This window comes from Segatella copri (assembly GCF_024330485.1).
GTDB lineage: Bacteria > Bacteroidota > Bacteroidia > Bacteroidales > Bacteroidaceae > Prevotella > Prevotella copri_L.
Window position 1 is genome coordinate 1 of the sequence record NZ_JANDWX010000051.1, and the last position, 12,268, is coordinate 12,268.

The following is a 12,268-nucleotide window of genomic DNA, read 5'->3' on the forward strand; positions in this document are numbered from 1 at the left end:
TTTGGCGTACATGACAACTTGCAACCGAACTGCGCCATTGTTCGGTTGAGGGTGATGCGTCCCATGATGGGAGCCTTACCGTTCTTGTCCAATCCGCTCTTTTTGAGGTAGAGCAGCACCTTGAATTTTTCAACTTTCATCTGCTTACTTTTTTAGTTTGCAAAAATAATCAATCAGTAAGCATTCTCCGTCATTGAAAGTTGTGCAGAACAGTGCAACAAACACTGGTGACAAACTATTTGTTTTTCACCTCGTTAGCAGTGTTGGTTTCGGTAACTGACCGCTAATGGTTTGGTAACTGAAATAACTCAATATCCTGCTCGGCTTTGCTTTGTAGCCAATTGGCAGAATTATGAAATATTGCTCATTTTCAACCACTTGTAGTTCATTCCTCTCATATTCACTTTCCGTTGCTTTTGCTTAAATTGTGCATTGCTTCCGGCACTCGTATGCAACAATCCAAATCGCCTTAGGCACAGACATTTACACGGTTTCGAAGATGCTTACCCATAAGAATGTAAGCACAACACAGATATATGCCGACCTCGTGAACGCAAAGAAAAGAGAGACAGCAAATAAGATTTCTCTTAAATAAATTCATTGCATTCATTTCATGGTGCCCGATATTGAAAAAATGTTCAATATCGGGCTTTTTAGTTAAAGGCTCCTAAAAGTTTTACGTGAGTTATGCGTGACTCACGTGTCAGTTTCTGCAGTTTTTCCTATTTTTGCGCCACAAATGATTAATAATACGCAATATGAAACAGTTTAAAAAAGAATTTTTGACACAACATTTATTGGTTTTGTGTGCAATGTCTATCATTGGTGCACTTGTTCGCAACGAAGCTATGCAATATGGTGTAGACACCTTTAGCTGCAACTTGACGTTCGTTATCTCAACCACCATACTGATGGTTGTTTATCTCCATGCATTAGATAGTATCGTACGATTGCTTGCCCCATGGTTTAAGCATATCTTTTGTAATACAGTAAACAATACAGAAAGAAAGCGTCTGTCTTCTATTGCCATCAATGAAACAAATACATATGACGAGGGGGAAGAGCTAAACCTGGAAGATGTAACTTTCGTCTATGAAGATGAAGCCTCTTCTTGTATTACAAGCTATGAACAGTTGAGACAGGAAGCATTGGAAGACAAAGCCAAAAAGGAAAAGGTCTTGTTAAACTCAGCTATCGATTATACCAGAAGAACTTTTGCTGCCTACATGAAAGAGGAGCATTTGAACCAACTTTGTGACAACATCGCTATTTTCCAGTGTTGTGCCTCTACACACATGAGACATCATTCATTGATTGTTGACAAGGCTATTCGTACTATAGACTTAATGCATTATGCTTGGAATATAGGAAACCTTTTCAAGAAGAAAGGCATTGATACAGCAACCTTTATAAAACAAGTTTTTGCTGATGCGCTGGTTGATGTGGAAATATCCACTATTATGAGGAAGTTAAGAATGGAAGGTACCTGCATCATAGAATTACTACCAAGCTTAGATGTTCAAGGCGGAATCAAGACACATTATTGTTGCTGATAAGCATTGAGCAGTTATTCAGAGGTTATATCTCAGTGATATTTAACCCCATTACATAACTCATTTACTTTGTACCCGAATAATAAAAAATGAACAGATATGATAAATGAAAGTATCACCTTTGATAAGTTACCACAAGCGGTATCTTATTTAACAGAACAAGTTATCGAGTTGAAGCAAATGGTATCAGCACTTCAACCTACATCATCAGCAAATAACCATATATTGGTTGAGATTGATGAGGCTGCTATTATTATAATGAAGTCGAAGCCAACCATTTATCGATTGGTTAACCAAGGCATTCTGCCATCCTATAAAAAAGGTAAGAAGCTATACTTCTATAAGGATGAGCTGCTTGCATGGATTGAGAATGGTCGAAAAGCTACCAAGGAGCAGAACCATTCTGAAATGCTAAAAGCCATGCAAGGAGGAATGAAGCGCAAACCCAAGTCAATGTATAATTTTTAACTCTATGCCAAATGACAGCTTTAAATAACAATAAGGAAACTTCCATCAATCCAATGATTATCATGGATAAGGCTATTGATATGAGTACTCGCCTATCAGGTAGCCAGTTTCCCGTAAGCATCTTTCCTGCCAAGATTCAGAGAATCATCAAGGAGGTACACGAATGCCACAGTTTTCCTACCGACTATATATCAGCAGCCATACTCACTGCATTGGCTGTTGGTATCGGCAACACGCACTTGGCACAGATGAAACAAGGTTGGCTTGAAAGTCCTATCTTATACATGGCTCTTATCGGAAGACCAGGAGCCAACAAGAGTCACCCACTTAGCTTCGCTATGAAGCCATTCCTCGATTACGACTATGAGCAAAACAAGTTGTTCGAGGAGCAATACAGTAAGTTTGAGGAAAAGATGTGCATGTCTCGCAAGGAACGCATTGAAAATGGAGAGGATGGATTTCCGCAAGAACCTGTACGCAAACGTTTCTTGGTCTCTGATGTCACACCAGAAGGCTTGAGCTATATTCATGCGCAGAACAAGAGGGGTTTATGCCTATGGACAGACGAGTTGTCTGCATGGTTCAAAAACTTCAACCGCTATAACAATGGTTCAGAGGAACAGTTCTGGCTATCTATCTTTAGCGCCAAGACAACCATATCAGACAGAAGAAGTTCCAAGAGTTCCATCTTCATTAAACGCCCCTATATCTCAGTAATCGGAACCATCCAAAAGAAGATACTTAGTGAGTTGGCGAAAGGCGAACGCTCCAGCAACGGCTTCATCGATCGCATTTTGTTCGTCATGCCTAACCTTCAGCAGAAAGCGAGATGGAGTGACCGAGAGTTGCCCGATAATATAGAGCGAGATTGGCAAGCCATTATTCAACACCTTATTGATATGGAGTGTCCAATAAATGAGCAACAGGAAATCGAGCCTCATGTCTTATCATTCACTGAAGAAGCTAAGGCAAGGCTCTATGAATGGCAGCATCACTTCTCTGAGCAATGCGACAATGAAACAAATGATACCATTGTCAGCATCTATTGCAAGTTGGAGATATACATCATCCGTTTCTGTCTGATCATTCAATTGGCACGATGGACGTGTGGAGAATGTGATAAGGAAGCCATCGACCTGCTGAGTGTAGAGCGAGCCATCCGATTGACAGAGTATTTCAAGAACTCTGCCATATCAGTACAAAATATCCTCAACGAGAATATGCTCACCGCTCAACAACAAGCAATCGTCAACCATCTTCCTGCAACATTCACCACGGCCCAAGCTCATGATGTCGCCAAAGAGAACGACATGAAGCCAAGGACATTGGAAAGATTTCTGAATGATAACATCGGAGTCCTATTTCGCAAAGAGAAGCATGGAGAATATTCAAAGATTAACTCGTGACGGTTCTGTCGGTTTTGTCGCTTTTGACGGTTTTAATACCAAAAGCGACAAAACCGACAGAACCGCCACATAAAAAAGAAATGAAATGAGTACACATAGATTCATATTAGAGCCATACAAAGGCATCGCTACCCGACATACATGTCCAGAATGTCATAAGAAACGTAGCTTCGCCCGATATATTGACACAGAAGGGAAGATTGAGTTTCCTCCTTACGTGGGTCGCTGCAACCATGAGCAAAGTTGTGGTTATCACTTCACTCCCAAGGATTTTTTTGAGAAGAATCCCGAAAAGAATGAGACATTCACAAAGGATGATACTATTTCATATAAGAAGAGAGAAATGCCGAAGCCATTACCCACTTCTTATATAGACGAGAACATCATGCGAAGTTCTCAGAAATGTTATGAGGCGAACAACCTTTTCTTGTTTCTATCTTCTCAATTCGGTGAAACAGCTACTCTTTCTTTGATGGAGAAATATCATGTCGGAACTTCCAAACACTGGACTGGTGCCACGGTATTTTGGCAAGTTGACAATCAAGGCAAGGTGAGAACTGGTAAGGTAATGCTCTATAATCCTGAGACAGGTAAGCGAGTAAAAGAACCATACAACCATATTTCATGGGTACACTCGCTTATTCCCCACAAGGATTTCAATCTCTGTCAATGTTTCTTTGGTGAGCATCTTATCAATGCAGTCAAGACCAAGCCTATAGCATTGGTTGAAAGTGAGAAGACAGCCTTGATAGCCTCCTACTATCTTCCTCAATTCTTATGGATAGCAAGTGGTGGTAAGAATGGTTGCTTTAACACGAAGTCGTTATCTGTTCTGAAAAACAGAGATGTGGTCTTATTCCCTGATTTGGGAGCGACAACAGTTTGGCAAGATAAGCTGCCAATGATGCAAGTTCTCGGCATCCGTGCAACACTTTTCGACTTTTTAGAGCATCAAGCCTGCGAAGAAGATAAAGCGAAAGGCTTGGACATTGCTGATTATTTGCTCAAAATCAAGCCTGCAGAAGCAAAACTTCAAGCCCTCTTCAAACAGAATCCTGCCATTCGGAAGTTGATAGATGTCTTCAAACTCGAAATTGTTGACGAGCCTCAACCACGTTTCCGCTCTCCTAAAAGGCAACGTGGTTTCAGACTCTGAGATGATTTGAAAAATCGAGGTATCTGACGATAGCAAGTTATGTTTTGAGTTACTCAAAACCTTTCGAGTTACTCTCGAAAGCACTTGCCTATCGGTAGATACCTCTCCAAAGTCGAGTATCAAATCAACCTGTCGGTAAGCAGAGAATTGCATATATGATGACTTACTGTCGTATAGATTCATTGATTAACTGTCGTATATATATGCATGTCATATGATAAAACGTTTTACATGGAATGAGTAGAAAAAGCCAATTTTTTCTTTCTACTATATATGTCATCGATTAATGATTCCTATTCTTGCGACAACTCCCAAGGCATACACCTACTATATGAAGATAAAGGCATTTGCTTGCCATCATACTCTTGTACGATTTGTTTGCGAAATAAAAGTCCAGAGTCATGTTCTTCCCACTTTATGCCCGTCACATAAGCCTTACCTTCTATCATTTTGATACCTATTGTATAATAAATCTTGTACCCATTACCATCACCATATGAAAGAATGAAGTCACTGCGTTCTACAAAATCCGTAGTTTTGTCTTTCCATGGTTTAACCAGCATTTCATATGGTAACCACCCTCCAGTAGGCTCTCCATTGCCTATCACATTATCATAAACCTCCTGTTTATTTTTATACTCAACAAGCAAGAGACGATCAGAGCAAATCGGAGGTATAGGAGCATCTTTCCAACTATCAAAATTAGGAGACAAAATTGCCACCCTAAAATCTTTAGCGAGCTTTAAGCTATCAACTACATCATAATTGGTTGAGATAGCAACTCCATGCCATTTATTAAATTCATCAATACATTGAGGACAATCCTTTATCCATAATGTGTCATTACAAAATACCATGGGAAGTTTGCGTTTGCCAATGGCAGAGATTTTCATTTTTCCACCCTGTTTGGTAAGTGTATATGGTCTTTGAATATGTAGGGAATCTGTTTGCAGATGCACTATATAAACATTCTTGTCATATTTCATTTTTTCCACATACAAAGAACCAAATACACTATCATTCAGGGTATCTATATCGCACCCATATATATCAAAATTCATCCTATTAACGTCAGCAACAATATCATCACAGCAGAAGTTTTTGAGGAATGATACAAAATCGTCTTGCAAAGCTTGACAGTAGGCTCTGCCTTTAGAATCATCGACATTAACTCTTTGAGCATAATAGTCATTACAGCCAACATAAAACTTCCTGAAAAATTCCGCTATGCTGTCATTCTCAGAGGTTTCTGTGCATTGGACTTTTTGATTGCAACCACAAAGGTGCAAAATGACCACCAATAATAAAATTATCTTTTTTACCATATTTTCCACCAAATAATGATTATACACAAATAAATTTCGTGCCATTAAAAGGCACATAAAGTCAAAAATAGATATGTTGCATTTCCAATTGATGGTATTCCAAGAGGAAGAGACGCTGAAACACTTCGGCATTGTTCTGTAGAAAGTGACGCATTGAAGTGAAAGCTCGCATTATTCGAATATTCACCTCAATCGCAGTGTCAGAACGTAAAACACTACTAAGCATAGCGACTCCGTTTTCAGTAAATACGTAAGGCATGTATTTCAAATGTTGTCCGCATCCTTCGTTTAAGGTCGCAATTTGCGACCTTAAACATTCGTCCTTGGTCAATTGAAACATGAAATCTTCTGGAAATCGTTTAATATTACGTTTTACCTGCTCATTAAGACGCTTTGTTTCAACGCCATAAAGTGTGGCAAGGTCACGGTCAAGCATAACTTGTTGTCCTCTAATGATTTTTATTAGAGGCTCTATATTGTCAACACCAACCAACTGGTCACTTTCTGTGGTCAGTTCGCTGCTCTCCTTTTTTTCTATTTTATCTGTCATATTTATATTCATTTTTTCAAAATCACAAATTGTGACTTTGAACATTACCATATTTAACAGCATTCAAAGGTAGTGCTTTTAGCCTTTAAGCTACTATTGCACAATCCCTTTTTGAAAAGAACGTAAAAATAATAGTTTTATTGCTGTGATTGTAGTTTTATTAACATAAAGCTCTAAAGCAGCCAAAGGAGAACAAGAGTGGTTGGAACGTAAACAGTTGGGAATGAGTAGATTTGCACAAAGTTGCCAAATCGGCATAAAGCAAGCGAGTGAGGAATATTGAAGTAGTTCAGTTACTAAATCGTGAGCCACAGTTACCTATGCAAAGCGGGTAACATTGCGGAAAGGCAACTTTGTGCATCAACGGATTTTATTGCGCTGATTCTCAATGTTTTGCGTATCAAGGAACGCTTACAAAATGATTATAGTTGCCCTATCAACGTGATTTTTATGGTTCTGCGGCACCTTCGGTTGTTGCGTTCCTCAACAAATACCTCACCGAAAGGCACATACTCGATATGTTGCACCATCTCGCCATCAAGGTTGGTGATGTAACTACTGCTACCCAAATGGTCTGGATGTTCGTGCGACCTCCAGGTTGGCTTCATACTCGTAGGCATGACCAATAGAAGTGCTAAAATTGTTGACGCAAATAGATAGTTATCAGAATACAGATTAAAGAGTATCACGACATTGTTTCAATATAATGCCGTGATACTCTTTTTTTTACACGCTTGCAATTGTTTTCTTTTACTGTTCGGCTACAAGCTATTAGTTACAGAGAAATGGAAAACAGATTACCATATTTAGAGTTATTTGATATTGTTTTAATATTATGGTACTCTATACTATGTTTGAGATGTAAATATGAATACGATAAATTAGAGCTATCATAAATTTCAACATCAAAATATTTATAATCAACGGTTCTAATGGTATTGCATTTTATCCTCTGTAACATATTTCGTATTGAATCAACTTTTGAATAGTTCCATCCTAAGTTTTTCAATAATAGATTAAAATTCTTGTTATCTAACCTTTGTGAGTTAGCTTTTTGAGTGACTCTTTCTCCATTAATTACTTTTTTGCTTATTATAATAATATCAACACTATTATTTTTATCATTAATATTAAAATTAACATAATTTTCTTTTTTTAATTTTATTGGAATAGAGTTATTAAATAAATTAGTAACATCAAAAAAAAGCTCTGCATTATTTTCAAAATTTTTTTTCATCCACAACACATCGCGACTCTTACTGTAATCACATGATTGCAGCAGTTGTAAAAGTATTAAACCAAGTAATATTTGCATTAAATATTTCATACCTGTTATTTTAAATTTCTCTGAAGGAATGATATTCCTCAATCTGTGATTTTGAACATTCCTCCATTGTTAACTGAAACCTAAAATCAGAAGGGAACCTCTGAATGTTACGTTTGACTGCTTGGTTCAAAGTTCGTGTCTCTACACCATATAGCGTTGCCAAGTCTTTGTCAAGCATAACTTGCTGTCCTCTAATTACTTTTATTAGAGGCTCTATATTATCTACAACAACCAACTGGTCACGATTTGTGACCAGTTCGCCGTTTCCTGTCTTTTCCGTTATGTCTGCCATATTTCTATCTTTATTTTTGAGATCACAATTGTGACTTTAAAACGTGTTGTTACTTATTGTTGTATGCAAAGGTAGTGCTTTTAGCCTTTAAGCCACTATTGCACAACCCCTTTCTTTGAAAAGAACGTAAAATTAATAGTTTTATTGCTGTGATTGTAGTTTTATTAACATAAAGCTCTAAAGCAGCCAAAGGAGAACAAGAGCAAGGAAGCAGTGGAGACCAACAAGGACATCGGGCAGTTGTTGCTTTCCATCCAAAAGGCTTTCGATGTGCTTGTGGAAAAGAGAACGGACTTACCTATTCTTACCATTCGTGACGACACTCGTTCGCCAGCCTCATTACGCTGGAGGCAGGTGTGCTGATAAGCTTGAAGAATATACGGCAGTTTTTGGAAATAGAGCCAGCTTGGATTCCATTAATGGAAAATTGATATAGCTTGGCACAGTTTATTTTATACTTTTTATTTCAGCAATGAGCTAAAGAAAAAACACTATTAAAGCATAAAGTTTGAAAACTAAAATACAATCCGTGGACAACATAGGTGATGCCCACGGATTTATTGTTAAAAACATATTACTTGTTACTATGTTTTTTTTCTATCAATTCAATTCTTTTCGTATTTTCATCACAGAAAAGGACGCCGTCAGGTAAAGAGTTTATAGGATAAATAAAACAACTACGTTTTTGTTTCTTTACTAAATATTTTATATCATATAATAATTCTCCTGACAATATCAAAGTGTCGGCTTCAAATGAAGTAAAATAGAATTCTTCAATTTTATATTTCTTTCCCTTACTTTTTATCCATTTGGAAATGTTTAGCGTTCCATTTCTATTATCTTCAATAGTAAGTCTTAAAGATATTTTCATGTCGGAAAGTTCGAACTTTCCGACATAAAATTTAATACCTTTAGCTAACATATTGGATTGATGTCCTATGAAATATTGTATAAAAAAGAGAAAGAAAAATATAAGCGATATTTTTTTTGTCATAATTTTATTTCTTAACTTTTTAAATTTGGTACGATACCATTAGCCAATGCATCTGCATGATCCTCGGGACACTCGTACCCCTTGTCTGCAGTAGATTCTAGAACGTCAACACCATAATCGGCTTTCACCTCAGATGCTACGCTTGTAAGCTGACCATGGTCTGTTGGACTGTTGCTTAGAGTAAGGTTGTTGTCCTTAGCATTTACAGCCTTAAACTTGCTTCCATCAATAGAGATGTACGACTTGGAAAAGAGCTTCAGTCACATGCAAAACTTGCTGAACTCTTTAAAAACTTTAGTAATAGCCTTCTTGTCTTCCACAAAGCCATGGGATGAAAAATCTCTCGTTGATAGGCTGTCTTGTTTGTTGTCTGCATTGGAATTCCAAATGTTCTCTGGTTCATGTACAGTTTGCAATGGTACTTTAACAATAGAGTCAGAAGCCACTTTCTCATAGTCATTTGCAGAATGATCTGTTTGTTCCTTAAAACTTAAAAAGAAAAAATTTCTTCCCCAACCATTACCAAATATAACATCTAATGGTTCCCCTGTATCTTTCCATATTCTGACTCTTGCTGCAAATCCAAAATCAAATTTAACGGCAGTACTATCATATGTAAAAGTTACAGTATAGAACTTTCTTCCTATCTGTTTTCTTATTTGAGGGCGGCTGTCTCCTCCGTAATCCTTCTTTTTAAAAACTTGAACATCCGATACGTTAGCCTCTTTAAAAAATGGAACATACGCAGGACCAAAGGTCAAAGCCACGTTTCTTGCGCTATTTACAAGAGTACTATTGTCTAAGACCTCTGGTCGCTTGCATGAACTCAAGAATAGTGTACATAATACCGCTATTCCCCAAACTACAATCATTATAAATGGTATTTTTTTCATAATTCGTAATTTTTAATATTTATATTCTTGAAATATTGCGTATTGATTACTCTCTATTGATCCTTTCCACCAATTCATCTGGTGTAAGTATTTCCATCTTTGAGAAACCAAACCACTTCTTGCCTAAGTCCTTAATGGATGCACCTATGTGATCGTCGTACTCGAATGTGGTGGTAATCTCACCATCCGGGGCCACTATGCTGGATGAACTTCATGAATTACCTATGTCACAATATGACTTGGCAAGAAACATGTCTTATTTGGTTTCATATATGAATTCTATTGTTTCATAGTGTTTCCTATATTCTTTTTTTAATTTTACGACCCTATTATTCTTATCATAAGTAAAGACACATGTATATGAAATAATGACGTCAGACATGTTTGGCTTATATGTATAACTATATTGAGTAATAAGACAATCCTTGACTATAATTTCAATACTTAACACATAGTCAACACTGGCATCAAGATATGTGTAATACTTATTGATATTTTGTATAGAAATCTTTTTTTGTTCCCCTATTGGCTTTGTAAATGACAAGATTTCGCTTGAGTCATAACTTGATAAAATATCAGCAATAACACATGCATCCTTATATATGACCTCGGGATATTTTAGCTTTATTCCATAATCTGTTAGGCTATTAGATTGATTTAAAAATATCTTTTGACGCGTTTTGTCATCTGTGGACAATTTAATCAATCTACCCTTTTTATTATATACCCCGATTTTTTTCCCATGTAGGAATAAACTTCTCTCTAACTTATAACCATTACTTAAAATGTTTACAACAGTCTGTGATTTCAATTCCAAACTGTTTAGAATTGAAATCACAGAAAGTATTAATATCGCGCAAAATCTCATTACTAATTTTTGTTTAGTTCCTTTCCAAAAGATAGTTCTGTAGAACACACCTTGTTTCGGCTTTGCATTGCCCTCGTCCAATCTACGGAACCCTTCTTCTATACACTTGTCGGATTCTAGCAAGTGTTGTTGCATTTCCAATTGATGGTATTCCATAGTCGAGAGACGCTGAAACACTTCGGCATTGTTCTGTAGAAAGTGATGCATTGAAGTGAAAGCTCGCATTATTCGAATATTCACCTCAATCGCAGTGTCAGAACGTAAAACACTACTAAGCATAACGACTCCGTTTTCAGTAAATACGTAAGGCATGTATTTCAAATGTTGTCCGCGTCCTTCGTTTAAGGTCGCAATTTGCGACCTTAAACATTCGTCCTTGGTCAATTGAAACATGAAATCTTCTGGAAATCGTTTAATATTACGTTTTACTTGCTCATTAAGACGCTTTGTTTCAACGCCATAAAGTGTGGCAAGGTCACGGTCAAGCATAACTTGTTGTCCTCTAATGATTTTTATTAGAGGCTCTATATTGTCAACACCAACCAACTGGTCACGATTTGTGACCAGTTCGCCGTTTCCTGTCTTTTCCGTTATGTCTGCCATATTTCTATCTTTATTTTTGAGATCACAATTTGTGACCCTAAACGTGTTGTTACTTATTATTGCATTCAAAGGTAGTGCGTTTAGCCTTTAAGCCACTATTGCACAACCCCTTTTTGAAAAGAACGTAAAATTAATAGTTTTATTGCTATGATTGTAGTTTTATTAACATAAAGCTCTAAAGCAGCCAAAGGAGAACAAGAGCAAGGAAGCCGTGGAGACCAACAAGGACATCGAGCAGTTGTTGCTTTCCATCCAAAAGACTTTCGATGTGCTTGTGGAAAAGAGAACGGACTTACCTATTCCTACAATTCTGGACAACTGTGTTAAACTATAATTATTATAGCCTGACACAGTTTAGTTTACACTCTCTTTTTTAACATTACTAACTATAACGTTTATTGCTAAACACAGTGCTTTAATCCCAGTCTAACTCATGATTTATGATTTTTATAATAAAGCGGAGAAGCTAATAACAACATTTCTTTGATAACAGTCTGTATATCATTAGGAAAATTCTCAATAAATGCCTTATACCCAGAAGCCACTTTATGATAATTCACATATAATGTATATTTAACATTATCCTTAGCTATATTTGCATCAAAATATGAACACGTTTTTAATTTAGAAATTGCATTTTGTATTGTTTCTTGTTGGGTAACAGCAAGTTTCCTTCTAATAAGGGGATATGATGAATTCCATACAATATTATTATTGGCTCTTCGCAAATTTTGGTGCATAATGCCCAACTGCAGAATTCTTTAAGAAAGTTTTATATAAAATGTTAGCGATTGTCCGACAAAAAATGTAAGTTTATTAGTGTTCAAAAAATA

The 12,268-nt window shown here is 36.8% G+C and carries 12 protein-coding genes and 2 pseudogenes; 5 read left to right on the forward strand and 9 right to left on the reverse strand.

Annotation, left to right across the window (positions count from 1 at the left end; genetic code table 11):
- A pseudogene (locus tag NNC77_RS15525) lies at positions 1-140 on the reverse strand (Arm DNA-binding domain-containing protein); the annotation flags it as partial.
- Between the two features lie 290 nt (positions 141-430).
- On the opposite strand from NNC77_RS15525, the pseudogene NNC77_RS15530 reads away from it, so the two are divergent.
- The 5 genes and pseudogenes from NNC77_RS15530 to NNC77_RS15550 form a co-directional block, all read left to right on the forward strand.
- A pseudogene (locus NNC77_RS15530) lies at positions 431-595 on the forward strand (tyrosine-type recombinase/integrase); the annotation flags it as partial.
- Positions 596-758: 163 nt separating this feature from the next.
- On the forward strand, positions 759-1,553 hold the full coding sequence (locus tag NNC77_RS15535) for a hypothetical protein (protein WP_254971728.1): 795 nt from the start codon (positions 759-761) through the stop codon (positions 1,551-1,553).
- 99 nt (positions 1,554-1,652) lie between these two features.
- Positions 1,653-2,021: a helix-turn-helix domain-containing protein gene (locus tag NNC77_RS15540; protein WP_089542644.1), complete on the forward strand. Its 369-nt coding sequence runs from the start codon at positions 1,653-1,655 to the stop codon at positions 2,019-2,021.
- Between the two features lie 11 nt (positions 2,022-2,032).
- A complete protein-coding gene (locus NNC77_RS15545) occupies positions 2,033-3,427 on the forward strand; it encodes a YfjI family protein (RefSeq protein WP_254971727.1) in 1,395 nt (464 codons plus the stop codon).
- 85 nt (positions 3,428-3,512) lie between these two features.
- Positions 3,513-4,583, forward strand: a complete 1,071-nt coding sequence (locus tag NNC77_RS15550; RefSeq protein WP_254971725.1) for a DUF6371 domain-containing protein — start codon at positions 3,513-3,515, stop codon at positions 4,581-4,583.
- 293 nt (positions 4,584-4,876) lie between these two features.
- Here the strand turns inward: NNC77_RS15550 and NNC77_RS15555 are convergent, their stop codons facing one another.
- The 8 genes from NNC77_RS15555 to NNC77_RS15590 form a co-directional block, all read right to left on the reverse strand.
- Positions 4,877-5,908 carry a hypothetical protein gene (locus tag NNC77_RS15555; RefSeq protein WP_254971724.1) on the reverse strand — a complete coding sequence of 344 codons (1,032 nt, stop codon included), beginning with the start codon at positions 5,906-5,908 and terminating at the stop codon, positions 4,877-4,879.
- Between the two features lie 61 nt (positions 5,909-5,969).
- Entirely contained in the window at positions 5,970-6,458 is a 489-nt protein-coding gene (locus NNC77_RS15560) for an ORF6N domain-containing protein (protein WP_254971723.1), read from the reverse strand.
- A gap of 422 nt (positions 6,459-6,880) precedes the next feature.
- Positions 6,881-7,066 (reverse strand): hypothetical protein, encoded by a 186-nt coding sequence (locus NNC77_RS15565; protein ID WP_147350983.1) that lies wholly within the window; start codon positions 7,064-7,066, stop codon positions 6,881-6,883.
- 167 nt (positions 7,067-7,233) lie between these two features.
- Positions 7,234-7,785, reverse strand: a complete 552-nt coding sequence (locus tag NNC77_RS15570) for a hypothetical protein (RefSeq protein WP_254971721.1) — start codon at positions 7,783-7,785, stop codon at positions 7,234-7,236.
- A gap of 10 nt (positions 7,786-7,795) precedes the next feature.
- Positions 7,796-8,077 (reverse strand): ORF6N domain-containing protein, encoded by a 282-nt coding sequence (locus NNC77_RS15575; protein WP_254971720.1) that lies wholly within the window; start codon positions 8,075-8,077, stop codon positions 7,796-7,798.
- A 574-nt stretch (positions 8,078-8,651) separates the two neighbouring features.
- A complete protein-coding gene (locus tag NNC77_RS15580) occupies positions 8,652-9,071 on the reverse strand; it encodes a hypothetical protein (protein ID WP_118192475.1) in 420 nt (139 codons plus the stop codon).
- Between the two features lie 260 nt (positions 9,072-9,331).
- Positions 9,332-9,964, reverse strand: coding sequence for a hypothetical protein (locus tag NNC77_RS15585; RefSeq protein WP_254986899.1), 633 nt, complete (start codon positions 9,962-9,964; stop codon positions 9,332-9,334).
- A 256-nt stretch (positions 9,965-10,220) separates the two neighbouring features.
- Entirely contained in the window at positions 10,221-11,435 is a 1,215-nt protein-coding gene (locus NNC77_RS15590; protein ID WP_254971893.1) for an ORF6N domain-containing protein, read from the reverse strand.
- Positions 11,436-12,268 lie beyond the last annotated feature (833 nt).

What these genes read in the sequence shown, in the direction of transcription:
- NNC77_RS15535 (WP_254971728.1), top strand. Translation starts at nt 759, where the DNA reads ATGAAACAGTTTAAAAAAGAATTTTTGACACAACATTTATTGGTTTTG.
- NNC77_RS15540 (WP_089542644.1), top strand. Translation starts at nt 1,653, where the DNA reads ATGATAAATGAAAGTATCACCTTTGATAAGTTACCACAAGCGGTATCT.
- NNC77_RS15545 (WP_254971727.1), top strand. Translation starts at nt 2,033, where the DNA reads ATGACAGCTTTAAATAACAATAAGGAAACTTCCATCAATCCAATGATT.
- NNC77_RS15550 (WP_254971725.1), top strand. Translation starts at nt 3,513, where the DNA reads ATGAGTACACATAGATTCATATTAGAGCCATACAAAGGCATCGCTACC.
- NNC77_RS15555 (WP_254971724.1), bottom strand. Translation starts at nt 5,908, where the DNA reads ATGGTAAAAAAGATAATTTTATTATTGGTGGTCATTTTGCACCTTTGT.
- NNC77_RS15560 (WP_254971723.1), bottom strand. Translation starts at nt 6,458, where the DNA reads ATGACAGATAAAATAGAAAAAAAGGAGAGCAGCGAACTGACCACAGAA.
- NNC77_RS15565 (WP_147350983.1), bottom strand. Translation starts at nt 7,066, where the DNA reads ATGAAGCCAACCTGGAGGTCGCACGAACATCCAGACCATTTGGGTAGC.
- NNC77_RS15570 (WP_254971721.1), bottom strand. Translation starts at nt 7,785, where the DNA reads ATGAAATATTTAATGCAAATATTACTTGGTTTAATACTTTTACAACTG.
- NNC77_RS15575 (WP_254971720.1), bottom strand. Translation starts at nt 8,077, where the DNA reads ATGGCAGACATAACGGAAAAGACAGGAAACGGCGAACTGGTCACAAAT.
- NNC77_RS15580 (WP_118192475.1), bottom strand. Translation starts at nt 9,071, where the DNA reads ATGACAAAAAAAATATCGCTTATATTTTTCTTTCTCTTTTTTATACAA.
- NNC77_RS15585 (WP_254986899.1), bottom strand. Translation starts at nt 9,964, where the DNA reads ATGAAAAAAATACCATTTATAATGATTGTAGTTTGGGGAATAGCGGTA.
- NNC77_RS15590 (WP_254971893.1), bottom strand. Translation starts at nt 11,435, where the DNA reads ATGGCAGACATAACGGAAAAGACAGGAAACGGCGAACTGGTCACAAAT.